Source organism: Nocardia sp. NPDC047038, assembly GCF_040644075.1.
Classification (GTDB): Bacteria; Actinomycetota; Actinomycetes; order Mycobacteriales; family Mycobacteriaceae; genus Nocardia; species Nocardia sichangensis.
The window spans coordinates 253255-272315 of the sequence record NZ_JBEYVQ010000001.1 but is presented as its reverse complement, the minus strand read 5'-3'; the positions used below and the strand labels follow the sequence as shown (position 1 = coordinate 272315).

Sequence of the window (19061 nt, the reverse complement as noted above, 5' to 3'; positions counted from 1 at the left end):
TTTCACTCCCACTCACTTTCGGGTGGAATATCTACTCCTGGCGATCGGACGAGCAGTCATCGATACGCAACGCTAGCCGACGGATGTCGTCTCGAGCAGGGCGCACAACTCCGGGATGGCGACAGAGATGGCGTGTGCGAATTCGAGCATGTGTTGTTCGATGCCCTTGGAACCGCTCAGATGTACGCCGAAGCTGCCGGGCTGCAGGATATAGCCGATCCCGATGCAATCGGCGGTCGGCGGCCCGAAACCGAAGAACCGAACATTGACCGACGACACAGCACTGGTACTGAGATAGTCGTCACGCAGAATCCGCCAGCCGGGAGATTCGTAGATCGCGAGCGGCTTTTCGCCGTGCTGACGCTGAATTCGCTGTAGCTCCACGAGATGCCGTTCGGGAGCGCGCCCCGCCTGGCATTCTCTGGTGTTGGCGACGTGTGCCCCCGCCGCGGCACGTAGCGCTTCGGCGCGAGCGGTGTGCGTAGCGGTCGAGTCGTTCATCAATGCCACGAAACGAACGACTTCGGGGGTGACCGCCCGGAGCGCCTCGGTGCGGCCGTGGCGGTAATGCCGCACGGCTACGGATTCGTAGGTGCTGCCGAGGAATCCCCTGGACCGTTGATGAGCCAGTTGGTAAGCCACTTGCACCAACGCATCCGGCGATATTCCGAGACGTTTGGCCGTGTCCGAGCCGAAGTCGTCGAATGTCACCACCTCTGTGGCGATTTCGCCCGCCTGTTTGCCGAAGTCGGCGGCGGCTTGCCGGATCTCGTGCCGCAGGTCCTCATCGAAACGGAATTCGATGGGCGATATCTCGGGCGCTCGGCCGGGCCGGTCCGCCGAGATGGCTGTCGCATTCGCCAGAATCGCGTCGCAGAAGCCGGCAACCGTGGTTCCGTCCAGGCCGGACTCCTCGATGTTGACGCCCGCGCGACCATCGGCGAACACGATGAATGTCAACGCCTTGTCGTACCAGCGGTTCTCGCCGTCACCATGCAGGAGCGCGTTGCAGGCGGAGCGTTCGTCTCGGGGCGCGAAGTCCTCGAGCGCGACGCAGAACAGTGCCGTCTCGATCGTCTCGAGCGCGGCGGCGTTGTCCGGATCTTCGAGGAGAGCCTGGCGGGCCCTCGCCCATGCCGCGCGCGGTTGTGTTGTCAGCGCTCCCGGCGACGGCTCCGCGGCCGGATCGGCTCCCCTGATCGCATCCAGCCCGGCGATCAGATCCTCGATGCGATGTGGGGTACCGTCCGCTGCAAGGACATCCATTCGGAACGCCTGACGACGGAAATGGACGACGATGTGCCGGACCGTTGACGAGCCTGGTTCTCCGGCACTGTGAGCGGAGCGCACGGCGTCGAATTCGATGCCGGGGATTCTGGTGGTGGAGAACAGACACCTGTTCTGGTGCATGGACACCGGGCGGCCGCGAAGAATCACCGGCGAAATCATCTCGGCGTCGAGTTCCAGTTTGTACGCGGTGGCGCGCGCGATCAGTTCGGCGGCGCGTTCGAGTTGACCGTGCTCTGAGTCCGTGAGCAAGAAGAAGGAATTCGCACTGAGCGCGATACTGTCGCGGTAGCCGAGATGGCGAGATGTCCAAAAGGCGTCGAGCCAACTGTGGACGCCCGGCGTCCGATCGAATCGCTCGATCTCGGCCTGCCACGTCCGGGCCGGACTGTCCAACGCAAGGAATTGATCCACGGCCGCTGTCGTGACCATCAGTTCCTCGTCGGTCAGCAACGGCGAACACCGCTGGAGAAACCGCTCGCACGTTTCCTCCAGCGTCGGAATGGGGAGTCGCGGCAATTCGTCGTCGTAATCGAATGTGCTGCCGGACATCTCGCCGACGGGTTTCTCGCTCACCGTCAGAGTGTCTCATCGCCACCGCAACGACTGGCTCCAGTGGTGGGAATGCCGGGCGCGGCCGACCATAGTCAGCCTTGGATGTCCTTGCGCTGATTGGCATTGAAACGCGCCTTCTTCTGACGATTCCCGCACGTGTTCATGTCACACCATTTGCGGGTGCGGCTTTGGCTGGTGTCGAAGAAGGCCGCTCGGCAGGTTGGCGAGGCACACAAGGCCAGTCTTCCGTTCCGTTCGCCTGCGACGATGCTGATCGCATCGGCGGCGATCACGCCTAGGGCATCTTCTACGCAGGAAGCGGAGCCGAGTCGCCATTGACGACTGCCCTCGGATGTCAGAACGGCCGCCGCCCGACCCCGAATGCTGCTGTCATTGATGACTTGGACAGCAGATGCGGGAAGAGCGTCTCCGAGCGCGGCCGCTGTCGCGACGGCGTGAATCGATTCCCGCAGTTCCCAGGCGAGTTCCAGCTGGGCGGTAGTGCAGGAGTCCACGGCCAGGCCGTACACGACCAGCCAGTCGACGAGTCGCTGCGGCGTGGGAATGCGTTCCACACGGTCGCCATGGCGCTCGGACAGAGTCCCCGTGAAGCTGGTCGCTAGCACGTTACCGAGGCGAAAGTCAGGGAGCCCAGCAGGCATGGAACCACCTTAGCTGGTTGCCGGCCGATGCGGAGCCATGCTAGAACCGTCTTAGCCGGTTCTCGATAGGCCGAAGCCGGTTCCGCGATGAACAGGAGGTCTCATGCCTGCACTTGGCCACCTCGATCCGGTCTTCACCCCCGACCCCGTCGACGTGCAAGCATTCGAAGCCCACGCGACCGACGCCGTCCTCGACGATCTACGCGCGCGACTGGCCACAGCGCGGCTACCGGAGGCCGAGACGGTCTATCGCGCCGCCCCCGACCCTCGCAGATGGGAACAGGGCGTTCCGCTCGCCGACCTCGTCGACGTCGTGAACTACTGGCGCACCGGGTACGACTGGCGGTCGTTCGAAGCGCGCCTCAACCGGATCGGCCAGTTCCGCACGACCATCGACGACCTGGGAATCCACTTCCTGCACCGCCGATCCGAGCGCGCAGATGCCACTCCCCTGATCTTGACGCACGGCTGGCCGGGCAGCATTGCCGAATTCATCGATGTAGTAGACGAGCTGGCAGATCCGAAAGACGCGGACACGCCGGCGTTCCACGTCGTGGCCCCGTCGCTACCAGGCTTTGGTTACAGCGACAAGCCGGCCACCACCGGATGGGGAACCGAAAAGATCGCGGCCGCATGGGTGCAACTCATGGAAAGGCTCGGCTACAGCAAGTTCGCAGCCCACGGCGGCGACTGGGGAGGTGTGATCACCACGGTCCTCGGCGGCAGGTTCCCGGCGCACGTTCTCGGCATCCACACAACGACCGCGCAGGCACCGCCCGGGCTGACAACGGAAGGACTGACGGCGACCGAACGCGAATGGACGGAGCAAACCCGCGATTTCTGGCGCCACCACGCGGCGTACGCGAAGCAGCAGGCGACCCGACCTCAGACCATCGGCTACTCGCTCGTCGACTCACCGGTCGGGCTTCTCGCCTGGATCCTCGACAAGTTCGCCGAGTGGACAGATACCGAAGACAGCCCGTTCGAGACGATCTCCAGAGACCGCATTCTCGACGACGTCACCCTGTATTGGCTGACGCGGACCGGCGCATCGGCGGCCCGCATCTACTACGAGAGCCACGACTCGCTCGACCCCGAACTTCGGGTCGACGTCCCGTCGGCGATCACCGTGTATCCCCGCGACATCGAGAAGTGCCCGCGCCCCTGGGCACAGGAGCGGTACCGACAGATCGTCCGATGGAACTCGCCCGAAGCCGGGGGACATTTCCCCTCACTCGAGGTTCCCGAGTATTTCGTCAAGGACCTACAAGAAGGCCTCGCAGCAGTGCTGGACGCCGATCGGTGAACGCGACTGGGGTGCCGAGCGCGCGCCCACACCGATCCGCCGGCCGAGCGCGTCCCGGCTGGCGGACCTCGTATCTGATTCCTTTGTTCGCGCCGGTCACCAGCGCGATCGTCTGTCGACTCACACCGCCGATCCTGCTGCGGCTGTGATCTCGGGACGTTTCATCCACTCCTGGCGTTGGTCGAGCCATCCAGCCGGTAGCAGAATCATCCGTATTGAGCGGGGTCCCAGGTACGGGTCGGCTTGTTGGTGATGATGAACAGCAATGCCTTGATCATGATGTCACCTCCTTCCTGGGGCTCGGTCGGGCGTGGCCAGGGCTTGTGGGGGTACGCAGCAGGGTGAACGGCCTGGGGGTCGCGGCATTGGTCACGATCGGGCGGGTATCACCGCCGCTGATGACGCGCATAGCGGTGTTCTCGATGAGGGCGGTGGCTGCATCGGTGACCAGATCGTGGGCGACCGCGGCGCCGGCGCAGGTGAAGGGGCCGGAACTGAAGGGCACAAATGGGCCGTGCTCGCTCGGTCGAATCCAGCGGTCGGGTTGAAATGCTCCTGGTCTGGTCCAGTGGTTGTCGTCGTGATGGAGCAGATAGGGGCTGACGGACAGCAGGTCGCCGGTCTGGAAGGCGATCCCCCCGAACTCGGCGGGATAGGGGACGGGACGGCTGACCATCCAGGAGACCGGCCGGTGCCGCAGGGCCTCACGTACCACCCAGTCGACGGGCCAAGGCCATGGTGCGCCGGGAGAGTGGAGACTGCCCAGCAGCACCGACCACGCGAGCGAGTAGCCCAGTGGTCCCACAATGGACCGGAACATCAGCACATACAGCTGCGCCACCGTTGTATCGGCGACGCCGTCGGGACAGGCACCGATCACGGCATCGAGCAGATCCCGTGGTTCGGCTTCCGCACTGCGGCCGGTGGCGCTGCGCCGGTCCCGGATCTGCTCGTTCAGCGCGGTGGACAGCTTGACGCGCAACAGCTGCGCCCGCGCCCGCTGCGCCATTCGGGCTGGGCGAAGCGCGCCCACGCGTGCGTTTCGCTCCAGTGAATGCCGCAACTCGGGAGAACCATCGGGGTGCAGCAACAGGTCCGCGGTGCACCGATACACCAGCTCGACCCCCGCTGCGGGCCAGCGGGTGACGGAGGGCATTTCGATCACCGCCGCCGCCAGGGACTCGCGATACTTGGGCGTATGCGTCCGCAGAATCGCGCGCACCGCACGGCCGAAATCGACCTGAGCAGACCGCGAAGGCAGCATAGAACCGAAGAACCCGGACTTCTCCGCATTGAAAGCGCGGTCACTCAGCACCGTCAGCGCCAGACCCGTATCGCCGACACACCACCCGCCCCACGGCAGCCCGAACACCTCTACCGGGCTGGTCCGGCGCAGATTCTCGAGGAAACCCAACGGATCACGCCGGAACCGGCGCATCTCTGCAAAACCCATCGGACGGTCCTCTCATAGAGAGGGTGAGCGATTCATCAGATTTTTTCGAGCGGATTTATCCACTGGCGGTGCGTACAAACGCAGATCAAGCATAGTCTCGAGTAATTTCGCAAGCGAGGCCGTGGGGGTCGACCATGAGGTGAGTACCCGGCACCACCGGGCCTATCGAACACTGTGCCGGCAGTGATATCGGTTCACGATCACCCGCGACGGCCGGGCAACCGGCCATCGAGGTCTAACCGATGTGAACTCCATCCGCCTCGGCGAGGGCTCCCGCTGCCACGCGCGCGTACATGAACATGTCGCGGCGTCGATCGCCGACCTTCTGCCACGATCTGAGGAGCCCTTCGCATTCGAAACCGGCTCTCTCCGCAGTGCGGATCGAAGCGCGGTTCCAAGGTTCCACATAGAGCTGTAGTCGTGGGATATGCAGCTCTTCCAGCGCCCAGGTAGCCATTGCCGCCAGAGCATGCGCGGCGACGCCATGGCCCCGGGCAGAGCGGACCACCCAGTAGCTGAGCGATGCGCGGCCTTCGTCGATGTCCTTCAACCACAGGCCGATGCTTCCCAGTGGTGTGTTGTCCGGTCGCCGGACGATCACCATCGGGTATCCGGTTCGATCGGTCGCTGGTTGCCGCTGGCGTTCGACAAACCTCGTTGCGGCCTCGAGCGAGAAGGTCGCAGGCACCGTGGTTATAGGGATCAGGTCGTCGGCAGAAGCTTCCCTCACAAGCTCGAGGTCTGCCGCGGACAACGACCACGGGCGGAGTTCCAAGTCTGCGGTGGCTCTCAGATGCGGTATTTGCAGAGCATCGTCCATGGTCGACCTCCCCACAATATGCACAGGATATCGGCCCGGTGTCACCCTTACCACTTCCATTCCCGAGTACCGCATGCACACGCCCACCCCCGCGATTCGATGGCCTCCGGCAGGCATCGGCCGGTTCACCGCGCGATAGGTAGTACCGAACTCCTCGGGCTGAAAGGCGCTACTTCGATCCGGGCGAACGTCACCTCGCCCGGCGGCGAGTCGCCAATGGTATCGGCCCAGGATCACCACACCCACCGGCCATCCGATACAAACCAGAATGCAAACCGTGCGTTTCCGTGGGGTCGGGCCGAACAAAACAGGTCATCACCTCCACCGGCAGCAATCACCGGTCACCCGCCGATGATCAACCCGCCACCCCGGGCCGCGGGTTACAGCGTCAACCTTCCCGGACACGGCACTAGTATTCTCGCTGGTTTCTCGCGGCGGGCCTGGAATTACGCGGTACGCGTTCGCCTGATCCCGGCGAGTGCGGGTGCGAGCCGGGCGGCGGTGTTGCGCAACGCGATGCCGGTCCGGGTGCCGGGTAGCAGCATGGCGCGTGCGGCGCGGAATCCCTGTTGTTTGGAATCGACCAGGGGTCGGTGGCCGGTTTCGTAGCGGCCCAGCGCGTCGGCTATGTCGGTCGGTGATTGGCTCAATTCCTCGGCGAGCCGGTAGGCGCCGGCGATGGCCAGGGTCGAGCCGTCGCCGAACAACGACACCGCGGCGGCCGCATCCCCGACCAGTCCGATGCGCCCGGTGGACCAGTGCGGCGCCCGGACCCGGCTCACGGAGTCGAAGTACAGATCCTCGGCGGTGTGTACCTGGTCCAGCAGTTCCGGCAGTCGCCATGAGGCGTCGGGGAATGCTTCGGCGACGAGGTTCTTGTGCTGAGCCAGGTCGCGGTGGTCGTAGCCGGGCACCGCGTCAGCGCGGAACATGAACGTCGCGATCGCATGTCCCTTGGTCGGGTGTATCGAGACCGCCCGGCCGGGTGTGTTGTAGATGATGACTTCGGTGTCGTCACCGAACGGTACGCCGATCGGCAGCGTCGCCACATACATTCCGGCATGGCGCACGAACTGCTGTTCCGGCCCGAAGGCCAGCCGCCGCACGGCCGAGTGCAGACCGTCGGCGCCGATCACCGCATCGAACCGTGCGGGTGGAGCGGCAGCGAAGCCGACATCGACGCCACCCGCATCCTGGGACAGGTCGGTGATCGTGTCGCCCCAGAGGAATTCGACGCGGTCGCGGGCGGCGTCGAGCAGGATCGAGGCGAGGTCGGCGCGCGGCACCTCGACCTCCCGCTCGCCGGCGCCGCCCTGGAACATGCGCAGCGGAACACCGGCCACCCGCCGGCCTGCCGCATCGACGAACGTCATCCGGTCCACCGCGGAGGCGACCTCCCGCAGCCGTGGCATCACGCCCATCTTCTCGACCACCTCGACCGCCGGCCCCTTCACGTCGACGGGATTGCCACTGGAGCGCTCCGTTGCGGCCCGCTCGACAACCGTCACGTCGAATCCCTTGTGGGCCAGCCAGTATGCAGCCGTCGCGCCGCCGACGCCTGCGCCGGAGATCAGCACCTTCTTGTTCATGTCGCACACCCTTCGAATAACTGGACGATTTTCGTCCACTTCCAGAAGGTAGCATAAGCGGAAGATATTCGTCCAGTTATCACCGGGAGGCGCGCATGGCGGCCGAGACCTTGCGGGCCGATGCCCGCAGCAACCGCGACCAGATCGTCGCGGCGGCGTTGATCCTGTTCCGCGACAAGGGTATTGACGTGTCGATGAAAGAGGTCGCCGACCATGCCGGTGTCGGCGTCGGCACGCTCTACCGCCGCTTCCCCGACCGCGACGCACTCATCTCCGCCGCCGCGCACGCCTACCTGACCGATCTCGCCGATCGTTGCGCCGCAGCGGCCCGCGAGGAGCGCGACGCCTGGTCGGCGCTGGGCCGTTTCCTGCGCGAATGCGCCCTCGCCGACGTCGGCGCGTTCGCCTCCTCGGTGGAACCCGCCCTGCACACGCGCATACAGGCCGATCCCGTATCGACTCGGGTGCGCGCGACGGTCACCGACTCCATCGCTCGACTCGTGACGCGAGCCCACGACGACGGCACACTCCGCTCCGACGTCGACACCGCCGATATCGCCCGGCTGATGACCGTGCAGATCTACACACGGCCCACCGAAGACCGCACCGTCGCAGTGGGGCGCGTCGTCGATCTGCTACTGGACGGCATCAGGGGTGCGACGCACCCCTGAACCCTGCCTCACGAATGTCTCATCATGTCCCCAAAACCACCGAAAGCCTCCCCGACTACGGGTCGGCAGCCGATGCAATAACGGCGTGCTCGCCGACAACGACTCCGAAGAGCAGGAGAAGCTGATCAAGTTCAACACCCTGCTGGCCGATCTGGTCATCTTCCACAAGGCCCTGGACATCATGGACGTTGTCCGCGAGCTGGTCGCCGAGGGCTGGGCCTTCACCGCCGACCAGCTCGCCGCCCTGTCGCCGTACGTGCGTGCCCACATCAGTCGCTTCGGCGCCTACGCCACCGACGAACTCACCCACCAACCCGACCCATTCGACCCAGCGCTCACCGAGGTCGACTTCACCACCCTCGGCCTCGCTGCCTGACACAGCCCGGTCGAAGTTCGAGAGGGACTGTGGATCTAACGGTACCTCTCTGCTCATCGAGGCTTGACACAGAGAGGAGCCGTTAGCGAGATAGAGTTAAGGGGCCAGTTAAAACTCCCCACTGGCGGCCAGTTACCGGAGGAGCATCTGTCCGTAAACGGTTTTCTCAGCTAACGATTCGCGGCTGGGTTGAACACCGCTCGGGCAGTTCCCTTCCAGGCTGCGGATATAGTCATTCCAATTGAGCAGTAGCCGAGGACCGCGCACGACCTGGGCCAGGGTAGATCGCGATCTCCGTCGACTGCTCTGGTGGCAGCGTTCACGCGAGCGCTTGCGATCTACGTATGGGTCAGCACGGCACCCGTGAGATCGCGGCCTCGCAGATCCGATTCCCACAGCGACGTCATTTCCATGCGCACACCCCGAACGTCTTCTGCTCGGTCATGGGGACAGGGCCGCCGCGGTCCACCAACGAACCACCTACTGGATTCTCCGTGGTGGGTTCCGTGGTCGGCACGGATGGCACCGGGGTGGCCGCTTCCTATCGTTATGGACATGGAAATCACCACGAAGACCAGCACCGACATCACCATCGAACTCGAAGTGGCCGACCCCCGAGCCGCCGCCGCGATCTACGAGTCCGCCTTCGGGCTCGGTGACCGGATCGGGTTCCGCGCCTCGCAGACACCCAGCACCGGATTCCGCGGATTCCTGCTGTCGCTGGTCGTCTCCCAGCCCTCCGCGGTCGACAGCCTCGTCATCACCGCCCTCACAGCCGGGTTCACCATCGTCAAACCGGCCAAGAAGAGCCTCTGGGGATACGGCGCGGTCCTGCAAGCACCCGAAGGCACGATCTGGAAGGTCGACACCTCCAACAAGAAGGACGTCGGACCGTTCACTCGCGAGATCGACAACCTCGTATTGCTGCTCGGCGTGGCAGATGTCAAGGCCAGCAAGCAGTTCTACGTCGATCGCGGGTTCACGGTCGCGAAGAGTCTCGGCGGCAAGTACGCCGAGTTCGCCAACCCGGGTTCGCCGGTGACCCTGGCGATGTATCCGCGCAAGGCCGCCGCCAAGGACGCCGGGATGTCGCCGGAAGGCAGCGGATCGCACCGCATCGTGATGGACAGCGGCATTGGTTCGTTCACCGACCCGGACGGGTTCATGTGGGAAGCCACGGCCTGAGCCCACAAGTTGACCATCGGCAGAACAACAGGAGAAGGCTCATGAAGTTCCGGACCCACGTCGAACCGCCCGAGCCCATGCGTGGTCTGGAAGTTCCGCCCGAGGTGGTAGCCGCGCTCGGCGAGGGCGCACGGCCACCAGTGACGATCACGATCAACGGGCATTCCTGGAAGAGCCGGGTCGCCCTCATGCGCGGCCGCTACCTGCTCGGCCTCAGCAACGCCAACCGGCAGGCCGCGGGTGTCGAGATCGGCGAGGAAATCGAGGTCGAGGTCGAACTCGACACCGAGCCTCGTGTCGTCGTCGAACCACCGGACTTCGCCGAAGCTCTGGACGCCGACCCCGTCGCCCGCGCCGCGTACGACGACCTTGCCTACAGCCGCAAGCGCGAGCACGTGCACGCCATCGAGAGCGCGAAGAAACCCGAGACGCGTCAACGGCGCATCGAGAAGGCCATCGCCACCTTGCAGGGCTGAAATTCGGTAGCGATACTCCGCCGACTGGCTACACGGTTCAGAGGAACGCCACCAGTGCCAGTAACTGAATCCGCTTCCGATCCGACGGCACCCAACACCCGCACCGATCCGAACACACTGAAATACCGCGACGCGCGCGTCTCCGCCTGCTCACGCGCCCCTCGGATGCCAGGCTCGGGAACCAAGGCAGGGTCGCCGATCCACAGGCGCACTGTTCGCTAATTCATTACTAACGCAGTTATCCGGCCGCGGGCGGGGAGCCGCTTGACCGTACTGGCCGTCCTTGGGAATTCGTGGGCTCTGGCGCACTTTCGATGATCTTGGGCTCACCGATAGTGTTGGGGAACAATGGATTGGGCTATAGATCCTGTCCGTGGTTGTCGATGGTGCCGCAGATGCTCTGCTTCGGTTGCTGTTCCCCATTTGGTCGCAGGTCCGCGTCAGCGGTGTGACCGCGTCGCGGATGACGGTTCGGTTCGAGGTGGCCGCAGCCTCGCCGATAGCGGTCTGCCCGCTGTGTGATGTGGCCTCGATGCGGGTTCATAGTCGCTATCGGCGGCGGCTGACCGACCATGCCGTGGGCGGTCGCGCCGTGGAGATCCGACTGCAGGTCCGCCGGTTCCGATGCACCAACCCGGAATGCTTGCGCAGGATTTTCGCCGAACAGGTCCCCGGCCTGACCGAACGCTATCAGCGCCGCAGCTCGATGCTGACCAGGCTGTTGACCGGGATCGGCTTTGCTCTCGGTGGCGGCAGGTCACCGGCTGGATCATGCGTCCGGACGACAAGCTCACCGACGAGGACAAGACCGAACTACGCCGTGTTCTCGACCGCTGCGCCACCCTGCGTCAGGTCGACCAGCTCGTCAGCGACTTCGCCGGCATGACCCGCCACCGATAAGGTCGGCACCTCGACACCTGGATCGCCCAACCCGCATCTATCCCCGGCGATCGCGGGTTTCGCCGAGGGACTGCTCAAGGACTACGACGCGGTCCGCAACGGCCTCACCCCCGAACACAGCAGCGGCGCCGTCGAAGGCCACGTCAACCGCATCAAAATGATCAAAAGAACCATGTACGGTCGCGCCAACTTCGACCTGCTCCGTCGCCGCGTCCTGCTCGCCGATTGACCACGCCGATTACCAAACGTTCGGCAGAGCAACACTTCCAATTCGATCTGCTGAAGGCTTCGGTGACGACTCGGGACGTACTCGGCCCGTGCCGAGATTCTGACCGCAAAGAAATTGCGCTGGCCGATCCTGCACGTCACACTGCGTCGTGGCCAATATCGCGACCGTGTTCGTCCGCGTCGACCAACAGTCGGGCACTGTGGTTACCGCGGAGGACATCCTTGATGCCGCTACATGGCGGAGAGGGACCTACAACATTCCTTTCTGGCACTGCCGAACGGGGTCGCTGTTGGACCTCCAGCTCGGTACACGCTGGACTGGAACGCGCGTGCTGGACTTGGTATGGGAGTCATTCGGGGAGCAGCTGGACTCCGCATGGGTGCGCCACGGCGAAGACGGCAGCGACGACCCTGATGTTATCGAGCACCGCACTCATCGGACTGCGACCGAGGATCTCGGGCAGCCGCGCTGGTGCCGATTCGGCTACGACAGCATTCGCGTCCGGCTGCTTCCCAGCGCAGAGGACCGGATCCCCGACGCGCTGACGGATTTGAAGTGGCAGGTGAGCCATGGTTGGTGGCAGGCTCCGATCGCCGGTTGGCGGTATGGACAGAACGAGCGCAAATCGTGGTTCGCCGACGACACCACCGCCTCACGCGAAACCCCCAGTACTCCCGAAATCGCATACTGGGGGCTCCCCAGCGAGGAGTGGCTGGACGACTGGCGATCCACCACAAAGTTGCCGAGCCGGTTGATCGACGCACTTGCCGACGCGGAGCCCCAACTCAGTGGAGTGGAGCTGACTTGGAAGGGTCGACCAGTAGCGGCCGCCGAGCGGATCGAACACATGGCGACCGGTCGGCCGACAAGGTTGGTAACGGAGCCCGAAGCACCCTGGGGCTGGTGGTCGCTCGACGACTGGGACAACTGCGTCGATGAACAATTTCTGACCGCGTTCGGCGACCACACGAATCATCGGTGAGCCCTCCCAGCGATGCCGTGCAGGTTCGGGATTCACGTGTCGGCGTTGGGCAAAGCGGCATCAACCACAGCGATCACCGAAAGTGCGCCAGAACCAATTCGTGCTGGCCGCTGACAGATGGTCGGTTCGCGACCATGTGGCGCGCCGCCCACCGCGACAGACCTACCGATTGGCGGCCGAGATAGTCCTTCAGGCGACCTGGGACGAGGTCTCGTGGTCATCCCCTGCCGTCGCGGTCTGATCATTGTGGCGCCGCGCGGCTGCCGCGAGCAGCTTCGGGTACATGACGTGGCGCGTCTTGCCGCGTGTCTTGACGGCATGACAGTTGGGGCAGAGCGCGATCATCTGCTCGGGGTGATCGCGGCCTCCCTTCGCGATGTCCTCCACATGGTCGACATCGAGGACAGGCAGTCCCCTGTCTGTGACGTCCGGAGCTACCTGGCCGCAGTCGGGATTCTCACATCTGCCGCCACTACGGATCAGCACCGCTCGACGGGCGGCCTGGAGCCGAACCGGTCTCGACGTTGTCACTGCATGCCGCCCACCCGGAGTGCCTGCCGCGCGGCGTTCGACCAGTTCGAGGCAGCGCCGATAGGCAGTGCCACTGTCCGCCGCCGGATCGGTGGCGATCATGGCGTCGACGAGCTGGATGGCTTCCTCGGCGGGCATCTCGTCGGCCGTCGCGAGATCCGTTGCGAGGAGATCGTGGTCCTGAGGGCCGTAGCCGGGCACGCTCAAGAGCAGTCGCATGCGCTTGACGTTGTTGCCGCGCTTCGTTGCTGGCGACTTCTGCCCGATCGGCCGCTGGGCTTCGCGCAGCATCTTGCAGAAAGCGGGTATATCAGCCACACCGGCCAACTCGACAGGACTGTAGATCAGGCGACGGGCCGCCGCTGGCAACGACAGGGTGTTCTGGGAATCCACCAGAGCCGAGAACAGCACCGCCCCTTGCTGTTTGAGCCTATCGAGCAGCAACTGGAGTGCTGGTCCATACTCGCCGTTTCGTCTCGGCTGCCCCTTGCCGCGGCCGCTGGAACTCTCCAGGATCAATGCCAGCCGACCACCGTCGGGTTCCACCGAATACTCGGCATCGAGCAGTCGACCCGATGCGTCGATCACCTTCATATCCACACTGTGACACGACGGCACGACAAGACCGGACGTGATCACTACGTCGCCGACGCGCTTCTCGTCGTAGCGACGGACATTGCGAATCAGGCATGCCCGAAATCGGCTGCTCGATTGCTGGCCCACAAGGCAGCGAACAGCCCACCTACAGCTGGTAATCCGCTTCGATCACCAGCCGCCCGCCCGAAAACCGCAGGTCATCCCCGTTCCCATGTTCGACACGCCCCGCCCTGGTCACATCGAACATGGGAACCGGAACCAATCCATAGGAACGAACCGCAATCCTCAGACTGCGTACGTCCCCGCGATGACCAGGCGTTTTACAGTTGCCCATGTTGTGCGTGTCCTGCCGAGGGCACCAACCTGCGACAATGATTGCCGCAGGTCAGCACGTTCCGGGGAAACACACTCCCGCGCGAGGCCGCCGCTGGCTGCAAAACCACAGGTGGGGTGTTGCGGGTTCGATTCCTGGGGTCACGAACCTGCGGCCGGAGTTTCCTGGTCGGCAGAACTCTCGCGACGGCCTCCCGGGAGCGAGTCCAGCTTCTCGCTAGACGCGAGCGTCGGCACTGCTTCCGGACGGTTCAGGCTGGACAGCGAGGACGCCCGTGCCGGTGCCGCCGAACTCGACAGCGTCAACACCCTCGCCTCCGCGATCCTCAGCCCTGTCTGCGGAGCACAGAGCCTGCCCGACGGTTGATGTGGCTCGGTTCGCTGCTGAAAGTATCGACAGCTCAGGGGCCGGGCTTGTGGGTCGCGGTTCTGTTGTTGCGGCGGTGGGTATCTCGATTCGTTCGTAGGGAATGCCCGGCTGGGCTGGCCCTGCGAGGGCGAGCCGTGGAGCGGACCGCAAAGGCACTCGGTGAGTCAACCCGGGGGCGCCGCCCTGGGGGATCGGAGTGTGCATCCCGTCCAATCTGTCACGTGTGGTCGATATTCTCCGTTATGTTGTTGAGCCGTAATGGTGTTGGAGGGGTGCGATGGTGGGACAGCTCGACGTAAGCAGCGCCAAGCTCAACGTAGGCAACGCCAAGGAGGGCATCGGCAGGACCGTCGACGGTATCGGCAAGGCGGCGCGAACCGCTTCATCGCAGTTCGCCGGGCAGGTCGGCAACGTCAAGGACGCTGCCAGGGGCAGGGTCGAGAAGCTGACTGCGAAAGGGCCGGACCCTTACGAAGTGGCCGTAGCGGAATACAACGGCGTCTTCACGGCGATGGCCGACAGGGGCCTGTCTCTGTTGCGTCAGCGCGAACGTTCGACCGACCTGATCGAGCTGGTCGAGCAGTTGGTGAACAGCATCGCCAACACCCCGAAATCATTCGAGACCGACTTCGACGAGATCGAGATACATCGGACACGGTTCTCGAGCGCGGAGGATTTCGCTCGCAAAGAGCTGGAAGCGGCGCGGTTGTCGGCTGCAGGCGCAGGCGCCGGGTTCGCGGCGGGCACCGCGGTAGCGGGCCTGGCACCGTCGGCGGCGATGTGGGTCGCCACCACCTTCGGGACAGCGTCGACCGGCACCGCGATCTCGACCCTTTCCGGGGCGGCAGCCAGCCAGGCAGCACCGGCATGGCTCGGTGGCGGCGCGCTGGCCGCCGGTGGCGGCGGCACCGCGGCAGGCACCACACTGCTCGCGCTTGCCGGCCCGATCGGCTGGACAATCGCGGGCGCAACCCTACTCGCGTCGATCGCCCTGTTCGCGAAGAAGAAGTTCGAGAATCGAGAGGCGAAGCACGAAGCGCTGACTGCGATAAAGCACAACACCGCCCTCCTCGAAGGCATGGATGCTCAGATCGACGACCTCCTCCAGCGGACGACCTTGCTGCGCGAAGGGCTGGTGAAGAGTTACGGCGAAGCCTTGGTGCACTTCCGCGCCGATTTCCACGCGCTCGCTCCTGCCGAGCGGTCGACACTCGCTACGTTGGTGAACAACACGAAGTCGTGCGCGACCATGCTGAGCATGCGCATCGAACAGGATGCCCGATAGTGAGTGACGCTGCCGAGTTCGTCACGGGCACCCAAGAGCAGGCCGTTGCTTCCTGGGTGAGCTACCTCAACCAGCTCCGCATAGACAACCTTCTGAGCGCGCTCAGCCAGCAGGACGAGCACCTTCGGGACGCGCTCACCAGCGTCGATGAAGCCATCAAGAAGATCGACCTCGAGGTGGTCGCCGCCAACCGCGGCGGACAGCATGGCATGCACGGCTTCATCGCCGAGATCGCCGAGGTCGGGATCGGCAACGCCCGAAAGCAGATCCTCGGCCACGAGGCCGACTACCAGTGGGTCAACGACAACGGGCCCGTCGACCTGATGCGCGGAAGTGTCCAGATCCAGCAGAAATTCGTCGCAGCGGGTGGCCGCTTCTCACTGGGCGCGATCATCGAGCACCTCCAGAAGTATCCCGAATACGTGCGCAACGGTGGGAAATACCAGATCCCCCGTGATCACTTCGCGGTGATCCAGCGGCTGTATGTCTTGTCGCCCGAGGAAGCGAGCAAGCTACTGTCACGCAGCGGCGACGGACCCTCCCTCAGAGATTGGCAGCGGGTCCAGGCGTTCTTTCAAGACAGATCGGTCGGCTTCGAATCGCTCGAGCCCTCGGCGCTCGAGTACAACGAAGTGCAGCGCGATGTCTACACCTCGACCATGGCCGCCGAAAAGGGCTCGCTCCACGCCACAGACCAGTCCCTGCGCGACGATGCCTACCAGCGCAGCGGTCCGACGTTGCGAGAAGGAGGCACCGCCGCACTCACCGCCGCCGCGGCTGCGGGCGCGACCGCGTTCGTACTAGCCGTCATCGCCAAGCGTCGGGAAGGCAAGCGGCTCAGTGAGTTCAGCGAGCGTGACTGGATCGACCTCGCAGGCGAGACCGGCTCAGGTTTCGGCAAGGGCGGCGTCCGAGGACTGAGCATCTACGCGCTCACAAATTTCACCGCGACCTCCGCAGCCGTGGCCAGCTCGATCGTCACCACATCTTTCAGCATCGCAGAACAAGCGAACAAGCTGCACCGGGGCCAGATCGACGAACTAGAGTTCATCGAGAATTCCGAGCTCATCGCCTTGCAGGCCGCAGTACGCGCGCTGGCCTCTTGCGTCGGCCAGGCGACCATCCCCATCCCGGTCCTCGGCGCCGTCATCGGCACCACGGTCGGCACTGTGATGTACAAAGCCGTCGCATCGTCGTTGACGAAGCGAGAGGCGGCGCTGATCCAGCGTTACCTCGACGAGCAGCGCACGCTCGACGAGCAACTCGCCGCGGAATACCAGGCCATACTGGAAAAGCTGGACCAGAGCATGTCGGCCTATCTCGGGCTGCTCCAACGAGCCTTCTCGCCTGACGCGCAGGTCGCGCTCGTCGGATCAGTCGAGCTAGCGATGGAGCTCGGCGTGGCTTCGGACGAGATCCTGGATTCCGATGAAAAGGTCGACGCCTACTTCCTCGACTAGCGAGACGGAGGCAACAGCCGACACGCAGGTCAGGCCCGGTCTCAGACCGGGCCTGACCTGCTATTTCTGTGGAGCTAAGGGGACTCGAACCCCTGACCCCCACACTGCCAGTGTGGTGCGCTACCAGCTGCGCCATAGCCCCTGGTTGTCGCGCTCCGGGTGTCCCCGCCGCGCTTGAATGAAGTTACACCAACGGTGTGTCGGCAACCAAATCGCCTCGATTCGGGGGTGACAGGAGGCGGCGGTTGAGGTTAGTATCGAACATGTGTTCGAAGTGATTTCGATCGTGCGGGGTGTGGGGAGGTAGGCGGTTGGACGCTCGGGTTGGGCAGAGCAGATGGGGTTGCTGGTTTGTTCGTTCCCGAGTGTCCAGCGGTCGTCTGGTGCGAGTCGGATGTACGTGAGGGTGCGGGCGGTTGCAGTGCCGGACAGGGATGTGCCGATCGGTCGGCACGTTCGCGGGTCGGGACGAATGCCGAAACAGCCAGCGGTACAGCCGGTCTCGTCACTGGACATGGAGACATCTCGAGGCGCGGTCCAGGACAGGGGGCCGGATCGCGCTGTCGAGTGCGCGGGCCGGGTGGCGGCAGGTGGAGCCGTTGCCCGGCCCCAGGCCAACTGAAAGCTCGGCGATGGCGATCTCGGGGGCTGGGGATGTCGGGTCGCGCCGTCGAGTGGGCCGGGGCGTCGATTTGGTGGAGTCGGCGTTCCGGCCCTTCCGTTCGCCGCGAGACCGCTTCGCCTTGCCGAGTCCGTTGCGGATCGGCGCTTCATGGGAAATCACCGGAGCCCGCTCTCCCGGGAACAGCGCAGGCGTCCGCTGCTCAACGGGTGAGCGAGACCACCCAGTTCTCGTCGTTGGTGTCGACCTTGGTCGTGCCGTCGAAGACCGCGGGTGTGGCCGCGGAGCCGCCCAGTGCCGCGCCGAGCGCCGCCGTCTGTGCCATGGCGCTGCTGCGGGCGGACTCGACCTTGGCGCCGGTGGCGATGCATTGCCGCACGGACTCGGCGGCCCCGGCGTCGCCCGCAATAGCGGCGAGTTCCTCGTTGCTCAGGTCGGCGCCGCCTTCGCTGGGGCGCTTGGTAGTGAACAGTTCGGTGTGGAACTTGGAGTAGAGCGGGCCCGAACCCGCCTCGGCCACACACTGGTTCGCGGCGACGGCGCGGGTGGAGTAGTCCTTGCTCCGCGAGCGGGCGTCGAGGAAGTTCACCAGGCGATAGCGGACCGCCAGCGCGCCCTCATCGATCTTCTGCGCGATCTCTTGACCGTAGATGCGCTCCAAGCTGCCGCAGCCGGGGCACAGCGGGTCCTCGAAAATGTCGATGGTCTTCTTCGCGTCCGGGCGGCCGAGCAGGATCGAACCGTTCTGCTCGAGCACCGAGTGCACCGCCTCGTTCCGCACCGAACCGTAGCCGTCGTTGCGGACGGCCGCGTCGTCTCGCCCCCAGCGGATCGCCGCGATGACGATCACCACGATCAATACGAGAGCGACCGCACCGAGCGCATAGGTGGTCGCACTGGACATCGGCCGGGGTGTGTACTTCGAACGCGATTCGCTCACATTGACACTTTGCCGCAACGAACCGTCATCCCCGCCGCCGGGCCACCGATCCGATCTCCGCTGACCACCCGTGCGCGCCGGACATGGCCAGCGGCAAACGGCACGGCCACGCGTTCGGTTCTGTCCTCGCATGAGCTTCGCACTTCGATCGCTCGACAGCGGATGGAATGCGACCGTCGTCGCCGACCCCGTACCGGCTCGGCAGCGATGGTTCCGGCGGCCGGGCTTCGGTGCTCAGCGGCGCGGCACTCGTCGCGACCTGCGAGCTTGGTCTACGTCCCGACCGTGGCGGGTTCGCCGATGGCATCGGCCGCTGCGCGGGTGAGAGCTGGGCGCCCTGCACGCGACTGCGCTGGTGACCGCATGTCACGACCGGACGCTCGCCTCTCAGTGCCTGGCGACGCGAAGCGGTCCCGCCTCGACAGGCGCCGT

16 protein-coding genes, 1 tRNA gene and 2 pseudogenes are annotated in these 19061 nt (G+C 64.8%); 11 read left to right on the top strand and 8 right to left on the bottom strand.

All coding sequences use genetic code 11. The features are described 5' to 3' along the window. Positions 1 to 72: 72 nt before the first annotated feature. Together ABZ824_RS01370 and ABZ824_RS01365 are read right to left on the bottom strand one after the other, a co-directional pair. Positions 73 to 1863 carry a choline/carnitine O-acyltransferase gene (locus tag ABZ824_RS01370; RefSeq protein ID WP_356960990.1) on the bottom strand — a complete coding sequence of 597 codons (1791 nt, stop codon included), beginning with the start codon at positions 1861 to 1863 and terminating at the stop codon, positions 73 to 75. A 71-nt stretch (positions 1864 to 1934) separates the two neighbouring features. Beyond that, positions 1935 to 2504 (bottom strand): CGNR zinc finger domain-containing protein, encoded by a 570-nt coding sequence (locus tag ABZ824_RS01365; RefSeq protein WP_356960988.1) that lies wholly within the window; start codon positions 2502 to 2504, stop codon positions 1935 to 1937. A gap of 103 nt (positions 2505 to 2607) precedes the next feature. Here ABZ824_RS01365 and ABZ824_RS01360 point away from each other — a divergent pair, with 103 nt between their 5' ends. Further along, positions 2608 to 3810, top strand: coding sequence for an epoxide hydrolase family protein (locus ABZ824_RS01360; protein ID WP_356960986.1), 1203 nt, complete (start codon positions 2608 to 2610; stop codon positions 3808 to 3810). Between the two features lie 274 nt (positions 3811 to 4084). On the opposite strand, the gene ABZ824_RS01355 is transcribed toward ABZ824_RS01360, so the two are convergent. The 3 genes from ABZ824_RS01355 to ABZ824_RS01345 all read right to left on the bottom strand — a co-directional run bounded on the left by ABZ824_RS01355 (position 4085) and on the right by ABZ824_RS01345 (position 7672). Continuing rightward, positions 4085 to 5263: a cytochrome P450 gene (locus tag ABZ824_RS01355; protein ID WP_356960984.1), complete on the bottom strand. Its 1179-nt coding sequence runs from the start codon at positions 5261 to 5263 to the stop codon at positions 4085 to 4087. A 235-nt stretch (positions 5264 to 5498) separates the two neighbouring features. Continuing rightward, the gene (locus tag ABZ824_RS01350; protein ID WP_356960983.1) at positions 5499 to 6083 is read right to left on the bottom strand and encodes a GNAT family N-acetyltransferase; all 585 of its coding nucleotides are present in this window, start codon (positions 6081 to 6083) and stop codon (positions 5499 to 5501) included. 446 nt (positions 6084 to 6529) lie between these two features. Next, complete coding sequence (locus tag ABZ824_RS01345) at positions 6530 to 7672, bottom strand: FAD-dependent monooxygenase (RefSeq protein ID WP_356960982.1); 1143 nt, start codon at positions 7670 to 7672, stop codon at positions 6530 to 6532. A 95-nt stretch (positions 7673 to 7767) separates the two neighbouring features. Between ABZ824_RS01345 and ABZ824_RS01340 the strand changes: the two genes are divergently transcribed. The 8 genes and pseudogenes from ABZ824_RS01340 to ABZ824_RS01305 all read left to right on the top strand — a co-directional run bounded on the left by ABZ824_RS01340 (position 7768) and on the right by ABZ824_RS01305 (position 12491). Then, on the top strand, positions 7768 to 8343 hold the full coding sequence (locus tag ABZ824_RS01340; RefSeq protein ID WP_356960980.1) for a helix-turn-helix domain-containing protein: 576 nt from the start codon (positions 7768 to 7770) through the stop codon (positions 8341 to 8343). Positions 8344 to 8428: 85 nt separating this feature from the next. Beyond that, positions 8429 to 8719: a Tn3 family transposase gene (locus ABZ824_RS01335; RefSeq protein ID WP_356960979.1), complete on the top strand. Its 291-nt coding sequence runs from the start codon at positions 8429 to 8431 to the stop codon at positions 8717 to 8719. Between the two features lie 555 nt (positions 8720 to 9274). Beyond that, positions 9275 to 9904, top strand: coding sequence for a glyoxalase (locus tag ABZ824_RS01330; protein WP_356960978.1), 630 nt, complete (start codon positions 9275 to 9277; stop codon positions 9902 to 9904). Between the two features lie 41 nt (positions 9905 to 9945). Continuing rightward, the gene (locus tag ABZ824_RS01325) at positions 9946 to 10380 is read left to right on the top strand and encodes a YdeI/OmpD-associated family protein (protein WP_356960977.1); all 435 of its coding nucleotides are present in this window, start codon (positions 9946 to 9948) and stop codon (positions 10378 to 10380) included. Positions 10381 to 10882: 502 nt separating this feature from the next. Next, positions 10883 to 11053: pseudogene (locus ABZ824_RS01320) on the top strand (transposase family protein); the annotation flags it as partial. A 98-nt stretch (positions 11054 to 11151) separates the two neighbouring features. Then, positions 11152 to 11280 carry a hypothetical protein gene (locus tag ABZ824_RS01315; RefSeq protein WP_356962499.1) on the top strand — a complete coding sequence of 43 codons (129 nt, stop codon included), beginning with the start codon at positions 11152 to 11154 and terminating at the stop codon, positions 11278 to 11280. Between the two features lie 58 nt (positions 11281 to 11338). Continuing rightward, a pseudogene (locus tag ABZ824_RS01310) lies at positions 11339 to 11509 on the top strand (transposase); the annotation flags it as partial. Between the two features lie 328 nt (positions 11510 to 11837). Beyond that, positions 11838 to 12491 (top strand): hypothetical protein, encoded by a 654-nt coding sequence (locus ABZ824_RS01305; protein WP_356960976.1) that lies wholly within the window; start codon positions 11838 to 11840, stop codon positions 12489 to 12491. Positions 12492 to 12680: 189 nt separating this feature from the next. On the opposite strand, the gene ABZ824_RS01300 is transcribed toward ABZ824_RS01305, so the two are convergent. Then, on the bottom strand, positions 12681 to 13616 hold the full coding sequence (locus tag ABZ824_RS01300; RefSeq protein ID WP_356960974.1) for an HNH endonuclease signature motif containing protein: 936 nt from the start codon (positions 13614 to 13616) through the stop codon (positions 12681 to 12683). A gap of 983 nt (positions 13617 to 14599) precedes the next feature. Here ABZ824_RS01300 and ABZ824_RS01295 point away from each other — a divergent pair. After that, positions 14600 to 15607 carry a hypothetical protein gene (locus ABZ824_RS01295; protein ID WP_356960973.1) on the top strand — a complete coding sequence of 336 codons (1008 nt, stop codon included), beginning with the start codon at positions 14600 to 14602 and terminating at the stop codon, positions 15605 to 15607. Continuing rightward, the gene (locus tag ABZ824_RS01290) at positions 15562 to 17067 is read left to right on the top strand and encodes a hypothetical protein (RefSeq protein WP_356960971.1); all 1506 of its coding nucleotides are present in this window, start codon (positions 15562 to 15564) and stop codon (positions 17065 to 17067) included. The genes ABZ824_RS01295 and ABZ824_RS01290 overlap by 46 nt, the downstream gene beginning before the upstream one ends. Before the next feature lie 69 nt (positions 17068 to 17136). On the opposite strand, the gene ABZ824_RS01285 is transcribed toward ABZ824_RS01290, so the two are convergent. Continuing rightward, a tRNA-Ala gene (locus ABZ824_RS01285) sits at positions 17137 to 17209 on the bottom strand. Between the two features lie 682 nt (positions 17210 to 17891). Next, positions 17892 to 18593, bottom strand: coding sequence for a thioredoxin domain-containing protein (locus ABZ824_RS01280; RefSeq protein WP_356962409.1), 702 nt, complete (start codon positions 18591 to 18593; stop codon positions 17892 to 17894). Positions 18594 to 19061 lie beyond the last annotated feature (468 nt).

Coding starts and splice junctions, on each gene's coding strand:
- ABZ824_RS01365 (WP_356960988.1), bottom strand. CDS start 2,504: ATGCCTGCTGGGCTCCCTGACTTTCGCCTCGGTAACGTGCTAGCGACC.
- ABZ824_RS01360 (WP_356960986.1), top strand. CDS start 2,608: ATGCCTGCACTTGGCCACCTCGATCCGGTCTTCACCCCCGACCCCGTC.
- ABZ824_RS01355 (WP_356960984.1), bottom strand. CDS start 5,263: ATGGGTTTTGCAGAGATGCGCCGGTTCCGGCGTGATCCGTTGGGTTTC.
- ABZ824_RS01350 (WP_356960983.1), bottom strand. CDS start 6,083: ATGGACGATGCTCTGCAAATACCGCATCTGAGAGCCACCGCAGACTTG.
- ABZ824_RS01345 (WP_356960982.1), bottom strand. CDS start 7,672: ATGAACAAGAAGGTGCTGATCTCCGGCGCAGGCGTCGGCGGCGCGACG.
- ABZ824_RS01340 (WP_356960980.1), top strand. CDS start 7,768: ATGGCGGCCGAGACCTTGCGGGCCGATGCCCGCAGCAACCGCGACCAG.
- ABZ824_RS01330 (WP_356960978.1), top strand. CDS start 9,275: ATGGAAATCACCACGAAGACCAGCACCGACATCACCATCGAACTCGAA.
- ABZ824_RS01325 (WP_356960977.1), top strand. CDS start 9,946: ATGAAGTTCCGGACCCACGTCGAACCGCCCGAGCCCATGCGTGGTCTG.
- ABZ824_RS01315 (WP_356962499.1), top strand. CDS start 11,152: ATGCGTCCGGACGACAAGCTCACCGACGAGGACAAGACCGAACTACGC.
- ABZ824_RS01300 (WP_356960974.1), bottom strand. CDS start 13,616: ATGAAGGTGATCGACGCATCGGGTCGACTGCTCGATGCCGAGTATTCG.
- ABZ824_RS01295 (WP_356960973.1), top strand. CDS start 14,600: ATGGTGGGACAGCTCGACGTAAGCAGCGCCAAGCTCAACGTAGGCAAC.
- ABZ824_RS01280 (WP_356962409.1), bottom strand. CDS start 18,593: ATGTCCAGTGCGACCACCTATGCGCTCGGTGCGGTCGCTCTCGTATTG.